We start from the raw sequence: 24095 nt of genomic DNA on the forward strand, positions 1-24095 counted from the left end.
TCATGCTGACAGACGCGACAGCAGGGGGAGGAAGCCGGTGCGAGTCCGGCGCGGTCCCGCCACTGTCACCGGGAAGCGAACCCTTCCTGGGCAGGCTCGCCGACGAGGAGGCGGGCGTGCCCGGCGATCGCCCGACCAGGGGTCCGGAGAGGAACCCCGAGCCGCCCCGGCGGGGCGACGGGCCACGGCCGCAGCGGCGGCTGGAAGGCCGAAGGTGCGCGTCGATCCGGGAGCCAGGATACTCCGGCCGTCGCCGTGATGACCATGGGCGAGGACCCTGGGAGGACCCCGGCATGCCCGTACCACTGCCACATCGGCCATCCCGGCCGCACGCGCCGCATCGGCATCCGTGGTATCCGTCGTGTCGATCCTGTCGATCCTGTCAGCCGCAGCCGGTGCACACGACGCACCGGCGACACCCGCTTGCCTCGACGGCGTCGACACCGTGGTGAGCTTCCCGCTGTCGGCGGTGGTCGGCATGGACGACCTGCGCCTGGCCCTGCTGCTCAACGCGGTCTCCCCCACGCTGGGCGGAATCCTCGTGCGTGGGGAGAAGGGCACCGCCAAGTCCACCGCCGTGCGCGGCTTGGCCGCCCTGCTGCCCCCGGTGACGGTCACGGAGGGCTGCCGGTTCTCCTGCGCGCCCGACGCGCCGTTACCGGACTGCCCCGACGGCCCGCATCCCGCGCCGTCGCCGTCACTGACCCGTCCGGCCCGGCTGGTGGAACTACCCGTGGGCGCCTCCGAAGACCGGCTAACCGGTTCCCTCGACCTGGACCGGGCGTTGGCCGACGGGGTCAGCGTTCTGCGCCCGGGTCTGCTCGCCGCCGCCCACCGCGGGCTGCTCTACGTCGACGAGGTCAACCTGCTGGGGGACCATCTCGTTGACCTGCTTCTCGACGCCGCCGCCTTCGGGGTCGCCCACGTCGAACGCGACGGGGTGTCGGTGCGCCATCCGGCGGTGTTCCTGCTGGTCGGGACGATGAACCCGGAGGAGGGCGAGCTGCGTCCGCAGCTGCTCGACCGGTTCGGGCTGACCGTGCACGTCGCGGCCAGCCGTGACCCGGCGGTGCGCGCGGAGGTCGTCCGCCGACGGCTGGCGTTCGAAGCCGACCCGGCCGGGTTCGCCGCGACCTGGGCGGACGCGGAGGCGGAACTCGCGGCCCGGGTCGTCGCCGCCCGCGGCCGGCTCGGCACGGTCCGGCTCACCGACGCGGCGCTGCGGGCCGTCACCGCCATCTGCGCCGGCTGCGACGTCGACGGCATGCGCGCCGACGTGGTGCTGGCCAAGACCGCGATGGCACTCGCCGCGTGGGCGGGGCGCGCCACGGTGCTCGCCGCCGACATCCGTACCGGTGCCCGTCTCGCGCTACCGCATCGCCGCCGCCGCGGCCCGTTCGACGCCCCCGGAATGGACGACGAGACCCTCGACGCCGTCCTCGACGAGGCCCTGGCCGCTCTCGACGAGCGCGTCGGGGCCGAACGCGAGGCCGGCGAATGTGAAGCCGGCGAAGAAGCCGGCGAAGAAGCCGGCGGATCCGGTGCCGGGGAATCCGGTGCCGGGGAATCCGGTGCCGGGGAATCCGGGGTACCGGTGAACGATGCGCGCCCCGATGACGACCCGCCCGACGGCGGCGGTTCGGGGGGCGCGCCCCGTGGTGACGGCGGTTCCCACGGCTGCGACGGTGCGGGGGATGGGAACCGCGGCGCGGGGAACGGCGGGGATGACGGGAACGGCGGGGATGACGGGAACGGCGGGGACAGCGGGGACGGCGGGGACCGGTGGTCGGCACGGCTGTCCCCGTCGGCGTCTTCGACCGCGACGGCGTCTTCGACCCGGCTCGCCGGCGCACCGGCGGCGGCGAGCCGGCCGCGGCTGCTCACCGTCGCCGGCCTCGGAACCTCCTCGGGAGCCACCGGACGTCGATCCCCGGCCCGCGGCAGCCGCGGCGCGCTCGTCACCACCGCCGCGGACGCACCCGGCCTGCATCTGCCGGCGACCCTGCTCGCCGCCGCCCCGTTCCAGGCCGCCCGCGGCCGGTGCGGACCCGGCCTCGTGCTGGTCCCGGCGGACCGCCGTGGCGCCGTGCGCGTCGGCCGGGAGGGCAACCTGGTGCTGTTCGTCGTCGATGCCAGCGGGTCGATGGCCGCCCGCGCGCGGATGACCCTGGTCACCACGGCCGTGCTGGCCCTGCTCGTCGACGCCTACCAGCGCCGCGACCGGATCGGGATGATCACTTTCCGGGGGTCGGGAGCGGAGGTGGTGCTCGCGCCGACCTCGAGCGTGGAGGTGGGCGCGGCCCGGCTGCGCGCGCTGCCCACCGGCGGGCGGACCCCGCTGGCCGCCGGGCTGGGCCTCGCCGGTGAGGTCCTGCGCGCCGAACGGCGCCGTGATCCGACGCGGCGGGCCCTGCTCGTGGTCGTCACCGACGGCCGGGCGACCGCCGGGGACGACCCGCTGCCGGTGGCCCGCGCGCTGGTGCGCGCCGCCGGTGGCGCGGCCGGACCGGCGACGGGCGGACGGGCCGGTACCGGGGGGCGTGGCGGTGGGGGGCGTGGCGGCGGCCGGGGTGAGTTGAGCAGCGTCGTCGTCGACTGCGAGAACGGTTTCCTGCGCCTGGGCCTGGCCCAGCGGCTCGCGGGCGCCCTCGGCGGCGTCACGATCCCGCTGGACTCCCTGCACCATCTCACTCCCCGCGCGACGCCCCGCGCGACGTCCGGAAAGGTGGCCTGTTGACGCCGCAGGGACAGCCCGAGACCGNCCCCGACGACGGGCTGACCACCCGCCAGCGCCGCGACCGGCCGCTGCTGATGGTTCACACCGGCGACGGCAAGGGGAAGTCGACGGCCGCGTTCGGTCTGGCGTTGCGCGCCTGGTCACAGGGCTGGCCGGTCGGAGTGTTCCAGTTCGTCAAGTCCGCGAAGTGGCGTATCGGCGAGGAACGCGCGCTGCACGTCCTCGCCGACTCCGGCCAGGGCGGCCCGGTCACCTGGCACAAGATGGGCGCGGGCTGGAGCTGGGTACGCGAACGGGTCGACCCGGACGGCGACCCGGGTGCCGCCGCCCGGGAGGGCTGGGCGCAGATCACCCGGGACCTCACCGCCCAGACCTACCGGCTGTACGTGCTCGACGAACTGACCTACCCGTTGCGCTGGGGATGGCTCGACGTCAACGAGGTCGTCGAGGTCCTGCGTTCCCGCCCCGGCCGCCAGCATGTCGTCGTCACCGGGCGACGCGCCCCCCGGGAGCTGCTCGACGCCGCCGACCTCGTCACCGAGATGACCAAGGTCCGCCACCCCATGGACACCGGGCAAAAGGGGCAGCGGGGCATCGAGTGGTGAGCGAGCCCCGGGCGGAGATCGACATTCCCCGGCTGGTTCTCGCCGCCCCGGCCAGCGGCGCCGGCAAGACGACGGTGACCACCGGGCTGATGGCCGCGTTCACCGCCCGCGGCCTGCACGTCTCCCCGCACAAGGTCGGCCCGGACTACATCGATCCCAGCTACCACGCGCTGGCCTGCGGCCGGCCGGGCCGCAACCTCGACGCGGTGCTCTGCGGCGCGGCGCGCATCGCCGCGCTGTTCGCCCACGGGGCCCGCGGCGCGGACCTCGCCGTCGTCGAAGGGGTGATGGGCCTGTTCGACGGGGTGGCCCGTCCCGGTCCCGGTGAGCAGGCCGACCATGCCTCCACCGCGCACGTCGCCCGGCTGCTCGACGCCCCCGTCGTGCTCGTCGTCGACGTCTCCGGCGCCGCCCGCTCGATCGCCGCGCTCGTCGCCGGGTTCCGCGGATTCGACCGGCGGATCCGCCTGGCCGGGGTGATCCTCAACCGGGTCGGTTCCCCCCATCACCGCGATCTGCTCACCGAGGCACTCGACGACATCGCCGTGCCCGTGCTCGGCGCGCTGCCGCGGGAACAGGCCGTCCACACCCCCTCGCGGCATCTCGGTCTGGTGCCGGCGGCGGAACGCAGACCCGCCGCCGTCGCCGCCGTCGACCGGCTCGGCGCGCTGGTCGGATCCGCCTGCGACCTCGACGCCCTGCTGCGGGTGGCACGCACCGCGCCGCCGTTGCGCGTCGCACGTTGGGAGCCGGCCACCGTGCTCGCCGCGGCCGGACCGGCAGCGGTCACCACAGCGGACCCGGCGATGCCCGCGATGCCCGCGATGCCCGACCGGCCCCCGCGGGTCGCGGTCGCCGGGGGAGCCGCGTTCACCTTCGGCTACCCCGAACACATCGAGCTGCTCACCGCCGCGGGCGCCGACGTCGTCCCCGTCGACCCGCTGCGCGACGAGACGCTGCCACCGGGAACCGACGCCCTGATCATCGGCGGTGGTTTCCCCGAGGAGCACGTCGCCGCGCTCGCCGACAACGCCCGGTTACGCGCCGAGGTCGCCGCGTTCGCCGCCCGCGGCGGGCCGGTCGCCGCCGAGTGCGCCGGACTGCTCTACCTGGCCCGCACCCTGGACGGCGCGCCGATGTGCGGGGTTCTCGACGTGGAGGCGGTGATGGGCCCGCGGCTCACCCTCGGCTACCGCAGCGCGATCGCCGCCGCGGACAGCCCCCTGGCGGCGGCCGGGACCACCGTGCACGCCCACGAGTTCCACCGTACGGTCCTACGGCCCCCACCCGGCCGGGCGCCGTGCGACCCACGGTCGCCGTCCCCCGCCCACGGCGCCGCAGGCCCGCCCCCCGGGTCGTCGTGGGTGGCGGCGTGGTGGCTGCCGGTACCCGAAACCGCGCCCCGACCCGCACCGGGACGCGTGGCGGGTGGTGGCCGGCGCGGCGGGCAGCAGGCGGCGTCGCCGTGGATGTCCGAGGGGTTCGTGTACCGCCGGGTGCACGCCTCCTACCTGCATCTGCACTGGGCTGGACGGCCCGGCGCCGCCACCCGCCTGCTCGCCGCCGCCCGCGCGGCCCGCCGGGAGGACGGCCGGGACACCGCCGGCGCCGCACCCCGCGTCCGCGCCCCGAAGCCCGCCGGCCCACCCGGCCGGATCCAGCCCGGCGCGGCGTGACCGGAGCGGAACCGGGGGACGGGAGGCTGGTCGTCGGTGTCGGCGCACGGCCCGGGGTGACGGCGGCGGAGATCCTGGAGCTGGTCGAGGCGGCGCTGCACGACCTCGCGGCGCCGGCGAGCGCGGTGCGCCGGATGGCGACGGTCGAGGCCCGCCGGGACGAACCGGGCGTCGTCGCCGCCGCCCGCCACCACGGCTGGCCGCTGGTGGGCCATCCCGCCGCCCTGCTCGCCACCGTCGACGTGCCCCATCCCGGTGCCGCCGCCCACGCCGCGCTCGGCACCCCGAGCGTCGCCGAGGCCGCCTGTCTGATTCCCTTCGCTGTCCCCCCGTCCCCGGAAACGGCCACCCTGCCCCCGGCAACGGCCATGCCACAGCCGGTCCTGCTCGTACCCAAACGCGCCGGCCGGCGGGCGACGGTCGCGATCGCCCGGCATGGCACGCCGGATCGGGATGGCGGCGCTTCCGCGTGACCGCGGACCAGGTCGGCTGGGTGGCCGAGCGGACCACCTTTGATCAGCATCGGCTCGCGCCGCTGGTGTTGTTGACGTACTACGCGGTCACCCCACTGCCCCTTTTTGCCGCATCTCAGCGTGACCCCTATAGATCTATACACGCGGACAATGGTACGGACGGCCGGTGTTTTTCGGCGTGGTGAGCTGTTGTAATCTGGCTGTGGCCGGTGAACGGGCCGTGTCAGGACAACCGTTCAGAGCAGCTGTTCAGAGCAGCTGTTCAGAACGACATAGCGTTGAACCCAAAACATGGTGGGTCATCGTCGCGGGGGCACCGACAAGGAGTCGCATGGATCACGCGCTCTACCATGTCCTCGAACCAAGTCGCGAGTATGACGTCGAGCTGACCACAACTGCCGGGCAGTGGCCGGCCGGCCTGCGCGGACACGCCTTCGTCGTCGGTCCGTCCCAGCCGACCGCGCTCGATTTCTTCCTGACCGGGCCGGGCATGCTCACCCGGGTCGACCTGGCCACCCAGCGCTGGCAGACGCGCCGGGTCGTCACTCCGGACCTGGCCATTCTCGGCGCGCTGCGCTCGGTGCTGCCGCCGGCGGAGCTGGCCGGGTTGCTGGTGGGCGCGCGACCGGCGGTGAGCCACACCGCGCCGCATTTCTTCGGCGACCGGCTGCTGTTGACCTCCGATCGGCAGCGGCCGGTGGAGTTCGATCCGGTCACCTTTGATTTCAAGAGTTTTCTCGGTGGCGTGGACGAATACCCGCAGGTCGGCGCGCACCCGCTGTTCCCGGGTGTGCAGACGACGTCCCATCCGGTCGTCGACCTGGACGACGGTTGCCTGTGGTGGTGCAACATCCACCTACGCCCCCGGGGAAATTCGACGGCCGATGTCGAGGGGCCGCTGTGGGTGGTGCGCTGGGACGGCAGCGGCGCGTTGGAAAGCTGGCACGTACCGGGCGCCCGCATCGTGCAGGGCACCCACGAGGTGACGGTGACCAGGGACTACGTCATCTTCACCGAAATCGGTTTCCGGCCCGAGCCGGGCAGCGTCGCCGGCCGGAACCGGACCAGGCCGCACCAGCCGTTCACCGATATCTATCTGGTGGCGAAGAGGGATCTGACCACCAGACGGGTGGGGGGCGCTGTCCCCGTGGCGCACGCCCGGGTGCCCTACGAGTCGTTCCACGAGTTCGCCGACTACGCCCAGGACGGCGACGACATCACCCTGTACGTCGCCCACTCGAACGGCTGGGACATCAACTACGCGATCACCGACACCGACACCGTCTGGGGGTCCGGGAAGCACTTCCCGGCCAGCCTGCGCGGATTTCTCCCGACGCCGGTCGACGCCTCACNGGTGGGTCGGTACGTCATCGCCGGACGCACCGGCGAGGTACGCGCCACCCGGTACTTCCTCGAGCCCCGGCGGCACTGGGGCACCCTGCTCTACGCCAGGGACCTGCGACGCCCGGCCCTGGAACGCGGCCGGTACCTGTGGCAGGCGTATTGGGGAGCACCGCCGGACAGCCTGGTCAGCCGGGTCGTCGAGATGTACCGCGACCACCCGCACCGGGTCGTGCCGGTGGATCAGCTGCCGGCCGGCGGGACTGCCTCGTCGGTGGTGTGCATCGACCTCGAGACGATGACGGAGAAGTGCTCGTGGTCGTTTCCGACCGGCACCATCGGCGAGTCGCCGGTGTACGTGCCGGTCACCGGCGACGGCGACGTCGCGCCCGGCGGAGAGAACGGCGATGGTAGTGGGGACGGATGGCTGCTGGTCTTCCTCAAGCACGCCGACCGCACCGAGATCCAGGTCTTCGACGCGCTCGCGCTCGATGCCGGCCCCGTCGCCGTCGCCACCGCGCCCGGGCTGAAGATTCCGGTTCTGTTCCATTCCGGGTATGCGGCGAGCATCCGGTCCGTCGACACCGGATATCGCCGGTTCTTCGCGGACGACCTCGGTACCGCCTGGAGAAGTCTCGGGCCGACCGTGCGCAGGGTCGTCGCCGACGTCCTGGACCGGCTCGGCTGACCGGTGGACGGGGCTGACCGGCACGGGTGTGCGACGCTCGTTCAGAAGGGTTGACTGGATGTACGACGCAATTGTGGTGGGTGCCCGGTGCGCCGGTTCCCCGCTGGCCATGCTGCTGGCCCGGCGCGGCCACCGGGTGCTGCTGGTCGACCGCGCGACCTTTCCGGCGGACACGCTGTCCACCCACTATCTGCCCCAGGCCGGGGCACACCAGCTGGCCGGTTGGGGGCTGCTTGACCGACTTGTCCGAACCGGGTGTCCGCCGATCACCGAGATGACGCTGTCCTGGGAGGACAGCGTCATCACCGGCGGCGTCGATCCGGTGGACGGCATCAGCGCGGCCTACGCACCCCGGCGCACCGTGCTGGACGCGATGCTGCTGGACGCCGCGCTCGACGCCGGCGTCGAGGTCCGCCTGGGCTACCCGGTGACCGACGTACTGGTAGCCGACGGCCGCGCGGTGGGTATCCGCGGTGGCACCCGGCGCTCCGGCGGCGCCGCGGCCGAGGATCGGGCCGCCATTGTCATCGGCGCGGACGGCCCCCGCTCCACGATCGCGGCGACGATGAACGCCGCCTTCTACAACGTCGTACCGGCCGCCAGCTTCATCTACTACTCGTACTGGAGCGGCCTCGACCGGCAGCACAGCGCCCGCTTCCGCAACGGGGCCCAGATCGGCTGCTGGCCGACTAACGACGGCCTGACCGTGGTTGCGGTTATGCGGCGGCGGGAGCGCCTGGCCGAGTTCCGGGCCGACGTGCCGGGAAACTTCCTCGGTGTCGTGCGTGCCGTCTTCCCCGAGTTGGCCGACGAGCTGGCCACCCGCGGCCGGCGCGAGGAACGCTNCCACGGCTCCCTCTACCCCGACAACTACTACCGCGCAGGCCACGGGCCGGGCTGGGCGCTGGTCGGCGACGCCGGTTACCACCGCGATCCCGTGACCGCCCAGGGCATGCTCGACGCCTTCACCCAGGCGGACCTGCTGGCGGCCGCGGTGGACCGCGGCCTGTCCGGGCAGCAGCCGATGAACGCCGCCCTGGCGGATTTCCAGCGGCATCGCGACGAGGCGACCGCCGCGTCCTACCGGCTTGCCTGCACGGTAGGCGAACTGGCGTTCCCCCCCGAACTGGCCGCGCTGCTGGTGGCCGCGGCGAACAGTCCAGAAACCCGGAAAAAGTTTCTCGGTATGGTTGCCGGCTTCGTTCCGCTGGCGGAGTTCTTCGCCCCGGCGCACCTGACCGAACCGAAATGCTCTCCAACGAATCCTGACCCTGAACCCTGAACCAACCCCCGCCCCCAGCCGGCAGGAATCGAGATCATCCAGTGCTCGACACCACGCTCGAAGTCAGCCTGCACATTCCACTGTCCGCAGCGGAGATTTACGCCTTCATGGCAACTCCCGACAACTGGGTCGGCACCTTCGCTGCGACGAAGGCGGTCCGCGGGGAGAACACCGACCGCCCGGTGCCGGTGGGGGCACGATTCGTCGACGTCATCGAGGTCGCCCCGGACACAACCGTCGAGGTCGAGTGGACGGTCACCCGCGACGAGCCCGGAGCCATCTGGCAGATGACCACCGACCCCGCCATAAGCGCCGACCCGGCCGACGGCACTGTCCACATCGTCATCACCTACACCTTCGCCGGCGGCACAGAAACGGAGCTCGCCGCCGACACCGTAGCCGCCGCGGCCGGCTCTGCCGGTGCCGGTGCCGGGACGCTGGTCACCCGTGCCCTACGCGCCACCTACCTCGGCAACTCGCCCATTCCCCTGGCCTACCGCGACAGCTGGACAGACCAGGCTGGCCCAGCCCACTTCCTGCAGACAGTCCGGGAAACTCTGCTCAATACCAGGTCCACCGGCCGGCGGCCTTGACGTCTCATCAGCTTTGACCTACCAGAGCCGGGGATCGCGTGTTCTCCGGGTGATACGCCCCGCGCCCACGGTCGTGCCGTGCGGCTCCCCGCCACCGGNAATCTTCAGCGACTCAGCCGAACGGAGGACAAACACGAATCTTTCTTCCCGAGGTTTCTCAGCCCCATGCGACGCCAGACGGGATCGCCGCATCGGCGCAGGCGTCGGCGATCAGGTCCAGGGACAGGCCGAGGACCCGCGCCAGCGCGGCGACGGTGAAGAACGCCGGGGTCNCGATCCGGCCCGTCTCGATCTTGCGCAGCGTCTCCGCCGACAGCCCGGCCGCCGCGGCGACCTCGACCATGCTGCGGTCCCCCCGGGCGGTGCGCAGCAGGGCGCCCAACCGCTCCCCGCGTTCNCGTTCCAGCCGGGTCAACGGCGTCCGCACCATGGCCATGATGGTAGTACCGGCATGCCCCTACCCGACTCCGCACCACAACCGTGATACTAATAACGGTATAAGAATTGGTCACGGGTGCGGGTCCGAGCCCGCCGGCCGAGCAGGGGCGGGTGAGGCCTGCGGTGGGGTCTGGGCCTCGTCGTGGAGAACCTGCTGATCCGACCGGTGAAACCGGCCCTTTTCCAGCTATCCTGTCGGGGTGGTGGTGCAGCTACGGCTGGAGCGGGACGCGCGGGCGTTGACCGAGGTCGTCACTCGACTTCGGCGGGNGCTGCGGNCGAGTATCCGCAGCGACTACCCGTGGGAGGCCCTGCCGATGGCCCAGGTGGAGTTGTTGCAATGCCTGCAGGAACGCGATGGCGCGCGGGTGGGCGAGCTCGCCGGCCTGCTCCACCTGGCCCCGAATACGGTGAGCACCCTGGTGCAACAGATGTCGGACGCGGATCTTCTGCGGCGGGTCACCGACCCGGCCGACCGGCGCGCGGCCCGGGTGTCGTTGACCGAGACCGGTACCCGCCATCTGCAGGGGTGGCGCGAGGCCCACGAACGCAGGCTCGGCGACGCACTGGGCCGGCTCGCCGCCGCCGACCAGGCCGTTATTGTCGAAGCCTTGCCGGCCCTGTCACGCCTGGTCGAACAGCNCGATGACCGCCGCCCGGCCGACCCGTCCTCCGTCGCCACCGGCGGACCCTGACCGCAGGTTCCTCGGGAGGCGTGCCGAACCGGTTGCCGCCGCTGCGGGATCACGCCCGCCGGCTTCGCGGACGCCGCCGCGCCCGGGCTGGTGCTGGCGCAGGCGATCGGACGGTGGGTAACTACTTTCAGGACCTCGGCGTGCTGCTGCTCGCCGCCGACCGGCGCTGGGCCTTTCGCCGGGGAAGGCTGTTCGCCCTGTACGTCGCGGCCTACACCGCCGGCTGCCAACGCCGCGTGCCCACCTCCAGCGGCCGGCCTGGCATCCGCCCCCGCACCGGCCTACTCTGTCTGAAACAGAGTTTATCTGTCACAGACAGAGCTGGGGAGCCGCGCCCTGCCGTGAGCGGCTTCCGCTGGAGGAGCAGGTAGCCATGGACCCGGGCGTGCGTACCTCCGCATCCCGCAACACCCTGATGTCGCTGCTGGCCCACGAGCGGGCCCGCCCTCGCGCGGTCCGCGACCTGCCGGGCGGCTGGTGGCTGGCGGTCGCCACCGTGTGCTTCGGCGCGTTCATGGGCCAACTCGACGCCAGCATCGTCACCCTGGCCTACGGGCCGCTGTGCGCACAGTTCCACGCCCCGCTCGCTGCAGTCACCTGGGTCTCCCTGGCCTACCTGCTCACCCTGGTCGCCCTGCTGGTGCCCGTCGGCCGGCTCGCCGACGCCCACGGCCGCAAACAGTTCTACCTCTACGGACTCCTCGTCTTCACCGCCACCTCGGCCGCCTGTGGCCTGGCTCCCAGCCTCGCCGCTTTGATCGGTTCCCGCGTCGCGCAGGCCGTCGGCGCCGCGATGCTGCAGGCCAACAGCGTCGCCCTTGTCGCCACCAGCGCACCCCGCCCGAGGATGCGCGCCGCCCTGGGCGTCCAGGCCGCCGCCCAGGCCCTCGGCCTCGCTCTCGGCCCCACCCTCGGCGGAGCCCTGGTCACCACCCTCGGCTGGCGCTGGGTGTTCGCCATCAACGTCCCCGTCGGGACAATCGCCCTCATCGCCGGCTACTNCCTGCTNCCCCGCACCCGCCAGCGCACCGACCCTGCCCCCTTCGACTGGCCGGGCCTGGCCCTCCTCGCCACCGCCACCACCACCCTGCTGCTGGCCATCTCGGCCGTCTCCGGCCTGAACCTGCCCTCCGCGGCCACCGCCATCCTCGCCATCCTCGCCCCGCTCGCCGGCTACGGCCTCGTCCAACGGGAACGCCGCGCGCNGGCACCCCTGATCGACCTGCGCCTCCTTCGCATCCCTGCCCTCGCGGGGGGACTCGTCGGCGCGCTGTGCGGCTACCTCGTCCTGTTCGGCCCGCTCGTCCTGGTCCCCGTCGTCCTCACCGACCGCGGCACCTCCCCCCTGCACGCCGGGCTGGTCCTCACCGCCCTGCCCGGAGGCTTCGCGCTCGCCGCCAGCGGCGCCGGGGCGGTCCTACCCGACCGGTGGAGCGACCGCCGCCGCTACGCGCTCGGCGCCGTCACCTGCACGATGGCACTCGCCGCCGCACTCGCCGTGCCACTGTCCGCACCCTGGCTGATCCCCCCNATGGCCATGCTCGGCCTCGGCCTCGGCGTCTACACCCCCACCAACAACACCACGATCATGAGTGCGATCCCGGCCCACGCGTCGGGTACCGGCGGCGGACTGGTCAACATGACCCGCGGTCTGGGCACCGCCCTCGGCGTGGCCATGGTCACCCTCGCCGTCCACCTCGCCGCCGGCGCCACCGGACCCCGCCTGGCAATCGTCGGCCTCACCGCGGCATCCCTCCTCCTGTTCACCCCCCTCCTCACCCCTAGCCGGGGCATGAGGAACATCGGAACGGAAAACAGCGCCAGGTGCTGATCTAGTACTCCCGTGACAGTTCTAGTACTCCCGTGACAGTGATCCTTACGTGGTCGCGGCCCGGTGAGTCCGGGCTGAGCGGCTACCTGACCCGGATGCCGTACTGGGCGATCCGCCGGTAGAGCGTGGACCGGCTCAGGCCGACCCGCTCGGCTGCCTCGGCCATGGTGAGGGACGGGTCGTTCAGAGCCCGCACGATCTCGTCCCGCTCGAACGTCTCCAGTCGCGTCAGCCGGTGGCGGCCGTGCGAGAGCACCTCGGCCGGGAGGTGTCCGACGTCGATCGGGTCGTGGCGGCGAGCCAGTTTCTTGACGACCTGCATCAGCTGCTCGACGTTGCCCGGCCAACGATGGTCGGACAGGGCGCGTTCGGCCGCCGGGGTCAGATCCACCTCGCGGCCCCGTGCCCGCAGGGCCGCCACCCGCGCCAACGGCCCGATGTCCTCGGGCCGTTGGCGCAGCGGTGCGACCGGGACGATCCCGTCAACGATCGCGCGCAGTGCGGCCGGGATATCCTCGAACCGCTCTACCGTGATCACGAAGGGTAGGCAGCCCGCCGGGTCGGCTGCGCCCGATCGCGCCTCGACCCGGGCCCTGAGCACCCGGTCCCGCACCTGTTCGGCCACCCACAGGGGGAGCAGGTCGACGTCGCGCACGATGACCGCCGTGCTCGCCTTCGTCAGCTCCGGGGTCCACAGGGACAGCCACGGCTCGACGTCCGCCGCTGCCGGGTTGCTCGCGGCCAGGATGCGGTAGCGCGGAAAGGCCCGGCGCAGGGCCTGCGCGAGCGCCGTCGTACGGCCACTGCCCGGCTCGCCGACACAGGCCACGACCCGCCCGTCGCGCAGGCCCGCCTCTGCCAGTGACACCGCACGGCGCCAGGAGCCGGAGAGGTCGTGCAGACTGCCGGCCCCGGGCTCCGCGCGCGGGCTTTCCACCCGGAACACCTCGCCGCGTGGGCGCGGGCGGCCACCCGTGACGCCCCCGGACCGCAACCGCATCAGGTCCGTCGTGTGCTGCGCGGCGGACTCAGCCAGCGCGAGCAGCAGGTTGCTCGACGACTCCGACCAGGTCGTCAGGTTGACCGAGCCCTCGAGGCGTCCGGTCCCTGGGTGGAGCACCGGCGCCGCGGCGCAGGTGTAGCAGCACAGCCCGACGGCGTAGTGCTCCTCGGCCCGCACCAGGGACGGGGCGCGGTCCGCCAGCGCGAGCCCGAGTCCCGTCGTACCCACCACCCGCTCGGCGTAGGAGAAGCCCGGCGCGAGGTGGACCCGGTCCAGCGCGCGCAGGAGGCTGGTGTCCCCGCTGAGACGGTTGAGCACCAAGCCGTCCGCGTCGGTCAACATCAGGCTGACGGGCTCCGCGGCCAGCGTCCGGTGGAGGCTGGCCAGCACCTCGCGGCCGCTGTCGTAGAACAGCGAGCTCTGGTCGATCGTGCCGGAGAAGACCGGGTCGACGTCGTCGAGGGAGACGCCGTACTCCTCGCTGCGCTGCCAGGAGGCCATCAGCCGGCAGGAGACGTCCGACCGGGTGTGGTCGCGCCCCGCGCGCGCCTCGGCCGCGAACCCGCGGGCACGTGCCGGGATGACGTCGTCGGGCATGACACTCCCTGAAAGCCCCGCTGTGATCCAGGTCATAAGCGTAGGCGCCAGCCTCGTCCCTGGCACGGCCGCGCGTGTCTCAGTTTGGGACATTCGGTCATCCCACAATGAGACATCGACCCCGGGACCTCTCCCCCCACGCGGGCACTAGCCTCCCGACAGGCCCGCGATGGCCGTGGGCCGGAGGAGGACCAGGATGTACGCCAAGGACGGTGAGAACTACTTCATCGTGGACGCCCACATCGCGTTGTGGGACGGGCGCCCGGAGAACCAGCGCAACGTCCACGGCAAGCAGTTCATCGACTGCTTCTACGCCTACCACACGAGCTTTACCCCGGCGTCGGAGATGTGNGAGTACGACGAGTACCTCTACCAGGGCGGCGAGCGGCTGATGAAGGATGTGTTCGAGACCGGGNACGTCGACCACGCCATCTTCCAACCCGCCTACCTCGGGGAGTTCTACACCAACGGGTTCGGGCAGACCGAAGAGGCGTTCGCGCTCACCCAGGCCCACCCCGACAAGCTGACCTACAACCACAACTGGGATCCGCGCAACGGCGAGGCCGGCCTCGACCAGCTCCGCGCCGACGCCGAGAGGTTCGGTCTCAAGGGGGTCAAGCTCTACACCGCGGAGTGGAAAGGCGGCTCGCGCGGATGGAAGCTGACCGATCCCTGGGCTTATCGGTACCTGGAGGCCTGCCAGGAGTTAGGCATCAAGAACATCCACGTCCACAAGGGACCGACCATCAAGCCGCTGGACCGCGACGCGTTCGACGTCGCCGACATCGACCACGTCGCAAGCGATTTCGAAGACCTGAACTTCATTGTGGAGCACGTGGGGATGCCCCGGCTGGAGGACTTCTGCTGGATCGCGACCCAGGAGACCAACGTATACGGCGGACTCGCGGTGGTCATGCACTTCATGTACTCGAAGCCGCGCTACTTCGCCCAGGTCATGGGCGAACTTCTCTACTGGATCGGCGAGGACAAGATCCAGTTCTCCTCCGACTACGCGATCTGGACGCCCAAGTGGCTCATCGAGAGTTTCGTCGACTGGCAGTTCCCCGAGGACATGGGGTACGCACCCATCACCACGGAGCAGAAGAAGAAGATCCTCGGGCTCAACGCCGCCAAGATGTACGACCTCCCGGTGCCGGCCGAGCTGCGGCTGGCAGGCGCGTGATGACCGTCGCGTCAGCCGTCCTGACCGAGGCCGACGTACGACGGCAGCTGGACCAGGTCGTCGACCCGGAGCTGGGATCCGGATCAGCGCCCGCCGCGGCAGCAGCCGCCCACCCCGGGCCAGCAGCGCGTTGCGCCGGGTGATCTCGGCGGCGTTCGCGCGCAACCGGTCCTCGCCGCGCGCGACGAGCACGAGGTTGACGAGCACGAGGTCGGCGCCCCGGGCGGCGAACTCGCGGGCGAAGACGGCGCCGATGCCCGTCGACGCACCGATGATCAGTGCGGTCTGCCCGCGGAGATCCACTGCCTCTCCCTACCACAGTCTCTCCCTACCACAGTTCTCCCTATCGGCAGGGTGGCCCGGCCACGGGGAGGCGAGGCTTGCCCTGGCAGGTGAGTTGTCCGCCTGTGAGTTATCCGACGGATCGCGGATTGGCGGCGACGGCGGGGCGTCGAGGGAACAGGATCTGGACCGATGGCTCGACGACCGGGAACACCGCACCCCCCGACCTGCCTGACCTGCGCCGCGACCACCTCACCGGCGGGGGCGGGCACGGCGGGGACGGACCCCGAGCTCGATCATCGGGAACGTCCGAGCTGTCCGGGCCAGACCAGGAGCAGACTCTGATCAATCTGTCAAACCGCTGTACACAACCCCCCTCTTGCGCGGTAGCTTGCGACTGGTCACAGTGTTTGCCGGATCAGCTACGCACTGGGGTGAACCGTGCGGGTTCATCAGCATCATCGGCGTACGGCCGGCCGTGCCGACCGGCGGCGGCCCCAGCCACGGGACGACGCAACGAAGCATGGTCCCCGCCCGGTCGGACATCCGTCGCCGGGCTGTGACCGGTGCGCCACGAGGCGCCGGTGCGGAACGTGAGGGGATGGTCATGAACGGCCTGGAACTGTCGCCCACCCGGGCCTCGGACCGGCTCGGTCTGGCGTCCGCCGGACGGGCCGCGGCGGTACTCTCCCGGGAGATCACCTTCGCCGATCCCGATCCGGTGACGCTCACCGAACTCGACGACCGGCTGCACCGGTACGCCACGACCCTGTTCTCCGCCCCACACACGACGCTGGTGGGCCCGGTCATCGCCGACTGGCGGCGGGTCCAGGCCGCCCNGGGNCGGCGGCTGTCCCCGACGGTGCACGCCGAACTGACCCGGGTCGCCGGCTACTTGTCGTTCTCCCTCGGGATGCTGGCCGTCGACACCGGCGACGACACCTCGGCGCGGCGGTTCGCGACCCTCACCGAGCAGTTCGCCGCCCAGCTCGACGACCGGCTGCTCACCGGCACCGCGCACAGCCTGGACGCGGCGATCGCCTTCGTCACCGGACGCTACGCCGCCGCCGGCAACGCCGCGGCCAAGGCGGCCGCCGTCGACCATCCCTACCTGCACGGCTGGGCGGCGGCGGTGCAGGTCACCGTCGCCGCGGCCACCGGCGACGAGGCAGCCCTCGACGCCGCCCTGAACCGACTGCGCCACCGGCCGACCGTGCTCGGCCTGCGCCATCCCGGCTGGCCCCCCTTCGACGAGGTCCGGGAGGCCTGCGTCGTCGCCGACGCGATGGCCCGCCTCGGGATGCCCGGGGCGCGGTCCGCCGCCTACACCGCGATCGACCTGACCACCCCGGCGACCCTCGACCGCGGCTGGGCGCTGGCGTCGCTCGCCGCCACCACGCTGCGCCGCGATCCCGCGGTGGCCCAAGCCGCCCTCCTCGAGGTGGAGGACATCCTCGACAAGCACCCGTCGCGGGTGCTCACCCTGAGGATGAACGAGATCCTGATGCTCACCTCGGCGCACGCCGAGCGCGCCTCGCGGCGGGCCGGCGCCGCCTGAGCCGAGCCCGGGGGAGCAGGTCACCGGGCCGGGCGGCCGGCCGCGGCGCGCAGCCGCGCACCGCGGCGCACGAGCAGCCGTTCGGCCAGCGCGTCGGCGCGTTCGATGTCCTCGAGGGTGGCCCGCGTGCGCCGCTCGACCTCCAGGATCGCCGCCAGCAGCTCGGCGGACAGCCGGGTGCGGGCGGCGACCCGGGCGACGCTGGGAGGCAGCGCGGGCGCGCTGCCCGGCACGGCGGGCACGGCGGGNCGGGNGGNGGNGGTCGGACGAGAAGTCAGATGCGCCAGAGCCATACTCCAGTGATATCGCGGCCGGTACGCACCGCAACATCTTGACTTCTCGGCGAATCCGGGATCAGCATCGCCCCACAGGACATCCACAGGGTCGCGGCAGGTTACCCACCGGCTTGTCGACAGGTTTATCCACATAACGATCTTTGTGTGGTGAATGTCACATTCCTGAAGGTTGGGGATGCCGATCGCGGTTCCGGTATTCCGGTCCATTCACGTAACCGGATGATCCTGTTACAGTGTGCACCGACAAGATCGGGGGTCACATGACAAGGTGGGACGATCCGCACCGGCAACCGCAGCAGCCCGGGCCGGCCGGATACTACGAGCCGTACGGATACGAGCCGTACGGACAGCCGCCGCCTCACGGCCAGGCCGGCGGGCCGGGTCCGACGCCGTATCCGATCGGCCCGCCGCAACCCTTCCCGGGTCCCGGCCCGGGCCAGGGCTACCCGCCGGTACCGCCGAAGTCGGTCGCGGTCGCGCTGCTGCTGACCTTCCTGTGGCTGGGCGTGGGCCACATCTACGCCGGCAAGACCACCACGGGTGTCGTGCTTCTGATCGCCGACCTGTTCCTGTGGATGTTCTCCTTCTTCATCATCACACTGATCATCACCGTTCCGGTGTGGTTCATCGTGTGGGTGATCGCCATGGTCAGCTCCGCCTCGGCGGTCCAGGAGTACAACACCCGGCTCGGCTACCCGCGCGGCTGACCACCGCCGCGGGCGAGTAGGGCGTCCACCAACCGGCGGGCGTCGGCGAGATCGACCGGGTCGGCGACGAACAGGATGCGGTACATCATCGGCGCCATGACTCCCTCGACGATCTCACCAACCCCGGGGGTGGGTTCACCGCGACGCGCGGCCCGTTCGACGATGACCCCGATCTGCTCGCGGATGTACAGGTCACAGCGGCACGCCGGCCGGTCGTCGCCGCAGGAAGCGACCAGGTCGCGCAGGAACGCCCGGCCCGCGGGGGAGGACATCTCCTCCAGGTACTGCTCGCAGTAGGCGGCGAGATCGCCGCGCAGCGACCCGGTGTCCACCGGCGGGGTCTCCGGGCGCAGCCGCTCGGCGGCGACGTCGGCGAGCAGCTCGGTCAGATCCCCCCAGCGCCGGTAGACGGTGGAGGCGGTCACCCCCGCCCGGGCGGCGACCAGCGGCACCGTGATCTCGTGCCGACCCCGCTCGGCCTGCAGCGCGCGCGCCGCGGCATGCACGGACTGCTGGACCCGCGCGCTACGCCCCCCGGGCCGCGGACCCTCGGACGGACTCACGCATCCAGCCTAACGCACATCCTTTGCGTTAACGTCGGGCCGAGGGTACCGTCGGGCGCTAACGCAAAATCTTAGCTTTAGCTGTCCGGTGAAGGGAAACCCGATGTCCTCCCAACCCATCGCCACCGGCCTTCCCGCCGACCAGACCGGCCAGACCGGCGCCGCCGGTTACGGGACCCCGTCCTCGGCCACCGCCCCGGTACCGGCGGTGGCCCTGCCGCGGCAGGCCGCGGCCCGCGACGCCCCGTCCGACCCGGGCGCGGCGCCCCACCGGGGCAGGCTGTCCCCGCGCGCCGGATTCCTCCTGCAGACGTCGATGATCGGCTCGTTCCTCGCCGCGTCCTCGGCCCCCACCCCCCTCTACCCGGTCTACCAGGCCCGCTGGGGGTTCTCCCCGATCACCGTGACCGTCGTGTTCGCCGTGTACGCCCTGGCCGTCCTCGCTGCGCTGCTCACCGTCGGAGCCCTCTCCGACCACATCGGGCGCCGTCCGGTGCTGCTCGCCTCCTCGCTGCTGCTCGCCGCCGCCCTGGCGGTGTTCGCCACCGCCGGCGGGGTGGGGGAACTGACCGTCGGCCGCGTTCTGCAGGGCCTGGCGACCGGCGCCGCCAGTGGCGCCCTCGGCGCCGGCCTGCTCGACCTCGACCGGGCCCGCGGCACCCTGGCCAACGGAGTCGGCCCGTTCACCGGCCTGGCCCTGGGCGCCCTCGGGTCCAGTCTGCTCGTGGCCTACCTGCCCGCTCCCACCCGTCTGGTCTACCTGGTGCTGTGCGCGATCGTGCTCGCCCAGGCGGTCGGGGTCGCGGCGATGCCCGAGACCGCACCGCGCATCCCCGGAGCGCTCGCGTCGCTGCGCCCGACCATCGGCGTNCCCGCCGCCGCCCGCCGCGACCTGCTGATCGCCGCGCCCTGCCTGGTCGCATCCTGGGCCCTGAGCGGGTTCTACCTCTCCCTCGGCCCGAGCCTGGCCCGTCTCGTCGTCGACTCCCGCTGGGTCGTGCTGGGAGGTCTCGCGGTCTTCGCCCTCACCGTGACCGCGGCCCTGACGGTGCTGCTCCTGCGCGACACCGCTGCCCGTACCGTGATGTTCCTCGGTGCCCTGGGCCTGCTCGTCGGCGTCGGTGTCACCCTGCTCGGCGCGGACCTTCCCTCCACCCCGACGTTCTTCGTCGGCACCACGCTGGCCGGTATCGGTCTCGGCGCCGGTTTCCAGGGCGGCCTGCGCGTCCTGATCCCCCTGGTCGCCCCGCACGAACGCGCCGGCCTGCTCTCGACCGTCTACGTGCTGTGCTACCTCGCCTTCGGCGTCCCCGCGGTCGTCGCCGGCTACCTGGTCACCCACCACGGGCTGCTGCCCACCGCCCGCGGGTACGGCCTGGTCGTCATGGCCCTCGCCGCGCTGGCGCTTCTCGGCCTGCTCACCCGCGCCCGGCGCCCGGCGCCCGGCGCCTGACGGTCCGGCGGATCAGCCGCCGGTCTTCGGCCAGCGTCCCGACTACTGGGGATACGCCAGCAGCGTGAAGTGCGGGATGCGGCATGCAGGAGGCATGGGCGCGGCCCGAGGTTGCTGGTCCGGGTGAGCTGTTTGCGGTGGAGGGCAGGACCGCTGTGGTCACCGGTGCTGCCGGTGCGTGCCGGTGATCGGCGATCTGTCGACGGAGCGGGGTGTCGATGTTGGAGTGGCTGGGGCGCGTTGGCCGAGGTCGAGCTCAGGGCCGGTCGGTGGCGGTGGTTGTCCCTGACCGGTCGGGGATGAAGATCTCCTCGATGGCCAGGCTGAAGATGTCGGCGAGGGTGAATGCCAGGAGAAGACTGGGGTCGTACCGTTCGGTCTCGATCGCGTTGATGGTCTGCCGGGACACCCGGCATCGGTCGGCCAGGTAGGCCTGGCTCCACCGGCGTTCCGCCCGCAGCACGCGCAGCCGGTTCTTCATCGGCGTAGACGGGTGCGCAGGTCTGCGATCAGCAGCCACATCGCCACGCCGCCGATGGTGATTATCTGGGTGAGCTGGCGTAGCTGGACGATGCCGGCGGCGTCGAGCAGGGCGGCTAGCTGAAGCCCTACCAGGACTGCCGCGAAGGTAATCGCCATGCTCTCCACTTGGATCTTGCGCTGGTACTCGTCGGCGCGGCGGAAGGCGCGCAGCAGTACCCATGCCACGGCGAGCGTGAACGCGCCGCTGGCCCCCAGCCACCAGGCCTTCTGGGCGGCGGTCTGGTCGGGGCCGCTGCCCAGGGCCAGAGCGATCCCGCCGAGGGTGGCGACGGGGAGACCGTCCAGGAAGATCGCCCTGCGGGCGGCGCGTGTCACGTTGTCCCGCCGCGTCTCATCGGTCATGTCATCGGTCATGGCATGAATGTAAAGTCGACTTTCCATAAAGTCAAGTTTGCTTGTCATAGGCGGCCCTGGGCGTCAACGTAGGAGGAGTGAGAGGAGACCGGCGTGGTGTCCCCGCGCGCCTACCTGGCCCATCTCGCGCAGACCGGCCCCGCGCTCTGGCCATCCTCGACCTCGCCGGGCCAAGCCGCGGCCCGGTTCTAACGCCGCCAGGGGGAACGCGACCCGGGGCGCGGCGCCGGCTCGGTCGCCGCCCAGATCCGCCGCCACCGCGCCGTCGGGGTGTTCGGGGCGCCACGCAGCCGCGCGGAGACCGCCGCCGACCCCGCGGCCCCACCCGTCCCACCCGTCCCACCCGGTCGGGGGACCGCCCGCGGGCTGGTCCGACCGGGGAAGCCCCCACCACCGGCCGCACCGCCGGGGTCCCCGGCGGTGCGGCCCGCCGGCTCGGACCCCGCCGGGGTCGCTGCGACGTCCGGGGCCGAGCGCGCCGCCGGCACCTGCGCCGCATCCCCGACCCGCGCCTCCTCAGCCGTCCCAGCCGTATCGGGCAGACCAGCCGCACCGGGCAGACCCGAGGCGAAGGCCGCCCGCGTCGCCTCCCACCAGGAGGTCGCGTCCTCGGCGCAGAGCCGGTCGACCTCGGCGGCCAGCCGCGCGGTGAACGCCCGCACATCCTCACCCGGCGCGGGGCGCATCGGCCGGCCGAACCGCACCGACACCGGCGGACGGCCCGCCACCGGCCAGGACCGTCCCCGCGGCATCGCCGCGTACGCACCCCGCAGCCCCACCGGAACCACCGGCACCCCCGCGTTGATCGCCAGATAGGCGGCCCCCAACCGGAACCGGCCCCGCGCCCCGTCCCGCGACCGCGTCCCCTCCGGGAAGATCACCAGGTTCCAGCCGTCCCCCAGCAGGTTCATCGGCGTCGCCGACGGCGCCCCACCGTGCCGTTCGATCGGCACCGTCGCGAACGCGAACGCACTCGACGCCCCCCGCCAGGCACTGTCGAAGAAATAGTCCGCCGCCGCCGTCACCACCGTACGCGCCCGCACCCACCCGGGCACCGTGCACAACAGCAGCGGGGCGTCCAGATGACTGCTGTGATTCGACACGATGATCACCGGGGTGTCGCGGACCCCGTCGAACGCCTCCGCACCGTGCACCGCCACCGTCAGCGTCGTCCGCAGCAGCGGGCGCATCACCCCACGCAGAAACACCCCCCGGGCGGCCCGCGCCGCCGGGCGACGCGCCCACGCGGTCGGGAACTCCCGCGGCACCTCGGGGACCCGATGCGCCTCGGCGCTGCCCGGGACCGGCCCGCGGCCCCCCGGCCGCCACCCGGCCAGCACCGCCCGCAGCCCCACNCCCCGTCGCGGCCTACCCGCCATCCCGTTCACCTCTGCCCCTGCCGATCCGGTCCACCGCTGGCACCTGTGCTCCGCCGCGCATGGCCACCGCGTCCCAGCCGGCGACCGCACGATCCGTGACCCGCATCTCCCGCGGTCACCGTACTTCGGCGATCAGATGGGGTGGGGAGTGCAGATAGGTGATAGACGGATCACGGCCCACCGATCCCGACACCATCTCCAACGCATCCGCCAACGTCGACGCCGCCCGGAACCCCAGCCGCGCGCACGCCGCCCGATCACCGCCCACCCACACCACATCCCCCACATGGGCCATCGCCGGCGCCGCCTCATACCAGCGGTGGAACGGATGCACCCCGTGATGAGCAAGCGACGTCCGATACAGCGACGCATACCAGGGATCGGTGGCGTACTGCCGTTCGAACTTCGCCTCCACCGTCGCAGCCTCGGTCGACTCGGCGAGCACCTCCTCGTAGAAGTCCACGTAGGAGGGGTGATGCAGCTGGGAGAACCGTGGCGTCAGCGGATGGTAGACGATCAACGCCCCGTTCTCGCGGACCACCGGCCGCCCCCGGTACCGGCCGAAAACCTCCCCGAGCGCGCCGTGCGCCGCCAGCACCGGGTTGACCACCGCACCCGCGTCGAACGGCCCGAACGGGCCCAGCCCGACGACAACGACGTCGCTTTGCCCATCGACGGTGACCCGCTGCTGGGCGTCGACCGCCGCCGCCGCGACCGCCGCGACCGCCGTAGGATCCCCCGCGCTCACCGAGGTGACCGCATAGTCGGCAGCGAAGTCACGCAGCAGCCGGCGGCGCGCCCGCGACCCCACCAGCNCCAGGCCACGGCCCAGCCCGACCGCCATCGCCTGATCGGCCAGCGACCACTCCCACTCCCGGCGGGTCAGGAACGGATAGTGCACCGGCGCCGTCGCGGCGTTCACCGTCACCGCGACGGCGAACACCCGCACCGCCTCGCACAGCAGCCGACCCATCCGCGCCGCCGGACCCGGCGGCGCACCAACCCCCCCATCCCCGACGCCGCCAGCGCCGTCCCCGGGCAGGCCGACGCGGCGGACCGCCGCGGCGACGCTGTGCACGTGACGCAGCGTCGCATACGACGACAGGCCGGTCACGAGCCCGCCCGCACCGACCGCCGCCGGGCTCTGCACGACCCCGACGTGCACCAGCAGGTCGGCGGCGGCGACCCGGCGGGAAACCTCCACCNGCTCGTCGGCGTCGGTCACCCCCACGACGGTGAGATTGTCAGGATCCTCCGCGTCATGGCTGCGCAACTGTCCGGGCCAGAACGAGCGGAACNCCCGCTCCCCGACGATCCGCTCCNCCTCGCCGGCGCTCAACCGCCGGTTCAACCCGTTCGCCACGACCAGCGCCACATCGTCGACACCGGCCGCCGCCGCCGCCGTCAGCACCGCCTCGATGATCCGCCCCCGCACATCCGGGCGACGCATCCGCGGCAACGGCGTCGACAGATCGTCAAAACTGATCGTCAGCCGCATCCCCGGACGCAGCAACGCCGCCAGCGGCTCGCTGCCCACCGGCGCCGCCAACGCCGCGGCGATCGCCGCATCGACGTCACCGACCCCGGGCAGCGACTCGGGCGGATACACCACCCGTGTCCCGAGCGGGAACTGCTCGAGCAGCACGCCCTCACCCTGGTGCACCAGCAGCGGGGGAGTCCGCTCGTCAACCTCGAGCACGAACCCCGGTCTCACCAGCATGATCCCTTCCACGTCCGGCACGAAGGGACAACCCCTCCGTGTTGGCGCCCCGCCCGGCGGCGCAGCCCCGCCATGACCCCACCCGCCCCGGCCCTCGG

General features: G+C 72.4%; 21 protein-coding genes and 1 pseudogene. 14 read left to right on the forward strand and 8 right to left on the reverse strand.

What is annotated here, in order from left to right; translation table 11 throughout:
* Positions 1 to 478 precede the first annotated feature (478 nt).
* The 7 genes from ALLO2_RS15685 to ALLO2_RS15715 all read left to right on the forward strand — a co-directional run bounded on the left by ALLO2_RS15685 (position 479) and on the right by ALLO2_RS15715 (position 9395).
* Positions 479 to 2737, forward strand: a complete 2259-nt coding sequence (locus ALLO2_RS15685) for a VWA domain-containing protein (RefSeq protein WP_349256636.1) — start codon at positions 479 to 481, stop codon at positions 2735 to 2737.
* Positions 2734 to 3342: a cob(I)yrinic acid a,c-diamide adenosyltransferase gene (gene cobO, locus ALLO2_RS15690; RefSeq protein WP_035732980.1), complete on the forward strand. Its 609-nt coding sequence runs from the start codon at positions 2734 to 2736 to the stop codon at positions 3340 to 3342. Before ALLO2_RS15685 ends, cobO begins: the two co-directional genes overlap by 4 nt.
* A complete protein-coding gene (locus ALLO2_RS15695; protein ID WP_035732982.1) occupies positions 3336 to 5018 on the forward strand; it encodes a cobyrinate a,c-diamide synthase in 1683 nt (560 codons plus the stop codon). Before cobO ends, ALLO2_RS15695 begins: the two co-directional genes overlap by 7 nt.
* Positions 5015 to 5491, forward strand: coding sequence for a cobalamin biosynthesis protein (locus ALLO2_RS15700; RefSeq protein WP_011436710.1), 477 nt, complete (start codon positions 5015 to 5017; stop codon positions 5489 to 5491). The genes ALLO2_RS15695 and ALLO2_RS15700 overlap by 4 nt, the downstream gene beginning before the upstream one ends.
* A gap of 331 nt (positions 5492 to 5822) precedes the next feature.
* Positions 5823 to 7520, forward strand: a complete 1698-nt coding sequence (locus ALLO2_RS15705) for a carotenoid oxygenase family protein (protein WP_035732984.1) — start codon at positions 5823 to 5825, stop codon at positions 7518 to 7520.
* A gap of 58 nt (positions 7521 to 7578) precedes the next feature.
* Complete coding sequence (locus ALLO2_RS15710) at positions 7579 to 8802, forward strand: NAD(P)/FAD-dependent oxidoreductase (RefSeq protein WP_035732986.1); 1224 nt, start codon at positions 7579 to 7581, stop codon at positions 8800 to 8802.
* A gap of 41 nt (positions 8803 to 8843) precedes the next feature.
* The gene (locus tag ALLO2_RS15715; protein WP_011436707.1) at positions 8844 to 9395 is read left to right on the forward strand and encodes a hypothetical protein; all 552 of its coding nucleotides are present in this window, start codon (positions 8844 to 8846) and stop codon (positions 9393 to 9395) included.
* Between the two features lie 157 nt (positions 9396 to 9552).
* On the opposite strand, the gene ALLO2_RS15720 is transcribed toward ALLO2_RS15715, so the two are convergent.
* Positions 9553 to 9825 carry a helix-turn-helix domain-containing protein gene (locus ALLO2_RS15720; protein WP_035733019.1) on the reverse strand — a complete coding sequence of 91 codons (273 nt, stop codon included), beginning with the start codon at positions 9823 to 9825 and terminating at the stop codon, positions 9553 to 9555.
* A gap of 214 nt (positions 9826 to 10039) precedes the next feature.
* Between ALLO2_RS15720 and ALLO2_RS15725 the strand changes: the two genes are divergently transcribed.
* From ALLO2_RS15725 to ALLO2_RS15735, 3 genes and pseudogenes are all read left to right on the forward strand, one after another.
* Positions 10040 to 10528, forward strand: coding sequence for a MarR family winged helix-turn-helix transcriptional regulator (locus ALLO2_RS15725; RefSeq protein WP_035733021.1), 489 nt, complete (start codon positions 10040 to 10042; stop codon positions 10526 to 10528).
* 30 nt (positions 10529 to 10558) lie between these two features.
* Positions 10559 to 10752: pseudogene (locus ALLO2_RS27330) on the forward strand (prolipoprotein diacylglyceryl transferase); the annotation flags it as partial.
* A gap of 149 nt (positions 10753 to 10901) precedes the next feature.
* Complete coding sequence (locus tag ALLO2_RS15735; RefSeq protein WP_035732988.1) at positions 10902 to 12359, forward strand: MFS transporter; 1458 nt, start codon at positions 10902 to 10904, stop codon at positions 12357 to 12359.
* Between the two features lie 82 nt (positions 12360 to 12441).
* Here the strand turns inward: ALLO2_RS15735 and ALLO2_RS15740 are convergent, their stop codons facing one another.
* On the reverse strand, positions 12442 to 13959 hold the full coding sequence (locus ALLO2_RS15740) for a helix-turn-helix domain-containing protein (RefSeq protein WP_023841336.1): 1518 nt from the start codon (positions 13957 to 13959) through the stop codon (positions 12442 to 12444).
* 196 nt (positions 13960 to 14155) lie between these two features.
* Here ALLO2_RS15740 and ALLO2_RS15745 point away from each other — a divergent pair, with 196 nt between their 5' ends.
* Together ALLO2_RS15745 and ALLO2_RS15750 are read left to right on the forward strand one after the other, a co-directional pair.
* Positions 14156 to 15142 (forward strand): amidohydrolase family protein, encoded by a 987-nt coding sequence (locus ALLO2_RS15745; protein ID WP_035732990.1) that lies wholly within the window; start codon positions 14156 to 14158, stop codon positions 15140 to 15142.
* Between the two features lie 889 nt (positions 15143 to 16031).
* Positions 16032 to 16982, forward strand: coding sequence for a hypothetical protein (locus ALLO2_RS15750; RefSeq protein ID WP_035733027.1), 951 nt, complete (start codon positions 16032 to 16034; stop codon positions 16980 to 16982).
* A gap of 20 nt (positions 16983 to 17002) precedes the next feature.
* Here the strand turns inward: ALLO2_RS15750 and ALLO2_RS15755 are convergent, their stop codons facing one another.
* Entirely contained in the window at positions 17003 to 17224 is a 222-nt protein-coding gene (locus tag ALLO2_RS15755) for a hypothetical protein (protein WP_035733029.1), read from the reverse strand.
* A gap of 287 nt (positions 17225 to 17511) precedes the next feature.
* On the opposite strand from ALLO2_RS15755, the gene ALLO2_RS15760 reads away from it, so the two are divergent.
* On the forward strand, positions 17512 to 17985 hold the full coding sequence (locus ALLO2_RS15760; protein ID WP_232235127.1) for a TM2 domain-containing protein: 474 nt from the start codon (positions 17512 to 17514) through the stop codon (positions 17983 to 17985).
* On the opposite strand, the gene ALLO2_RS15765 is transcribed toward ALLO2_RS15760, so the two are convergent.
* Positions 17970 to 18548, reverse strand: coding sequence for a TetR/AcrR family transcriptional regulator (locus tag ALLO2_RS15765; protein WP_023841334.1), 579 nt, complete (start codon positions 18546 to 18548; stop codon positions 17970 to 17972). The genes ALLO2_RS15760 and ALLO2_RS15765 overlap by 16 nt on opposite strands.
* Positions 18549 to 18651: 103 nt before the next feature.
* Here ALLO2_RS15765 and ALLO2_RS15770 point away from each other — a divergent pair, with 103 nt between their 5' ends.
* The gene (locus ALLO2_RS15770) at positions 18652 to 20001 is read left to right on the forward strand and encodes an MFS transporter (RefSeq protein ID WP_011436696.1); all 1350 of its coding nucleotides are present in this window, start codon (positions 18652 to 18654) and stop codon (positions 19999 to 20001) included.
* Between the two features lie 256 nt (positions 20002 to 20257).
* Here the strand turns inward: ALLO2_RS15770 and ALLO2_RS15775 are convergent, their stop codons facing one another.
* The 4 genes from ALLO2_RS15775 to ALLO2_RS15790 all read right to left on the reverse strand — a co-directional run bounded on the left by ALLO2_RS15775 (position 20258) and on the right by ALLO2_RS15790 (position 23997).
* Entirely contained in the window at positions 20258 to 20482 is a 225-nt protein-coding gene (locus ALLO2_RS15775; protein WP_011436695.1) for a helix-turn-helix transcriptional regulator, read from the reverse strand.
* Positions 20479 to 20898 (reverse strand): hypothetical protein, encoded by a 420-nt coding sequence (locus ALLO2_RS15780; protein ID WP_232235128.1) that lies wholly within the window; start codon positions 20896 to 20898, stop codon positions 20479 to 20481. Before ALLO2_RS15780 ends, ALLO2_RS15775 begins: the two co-directional genes overlap by 4 nt.
* 188 nt (positions 20899 to 21086) lie before the next feature.
* Complete coding sequence (locus tag ALLO2_RS15785) at positions 21087 to 22277, reverse strand: lysophospholipid acyltransferase family protein (protein ID WP_023841333.1); 1191 nt, start codon at positions 22275 to 22277, stop codon at positions 21087 to 21089.
* A 115-nt stretch (positions 22278 to 22392) separates the two neighbouring features.
* Positions 22393 to 23997 (reverse strand): lactate racemase domain-containing protein, encoded by a 1605-nt coding sequence (locus tag ALLO2_RS15790; RefSeq protein WP_035732992.1) that lies wholly within the window; start codon positions 23995 to 23997, stop codon positions 22393 to 22395.
* Positions 23998 to 24095 lie beyond the last annotated feature (98 nt).

It is taken from the genome of Frankia sp. Allo2 (genome assembly GCF_000733325.1).
GTDB classification, from domain to species: Bacteria; Actinomycetota; Actinomycetes; order Frankiales; family Frankiaceae; genus Frankia; species Frankia casuarinae.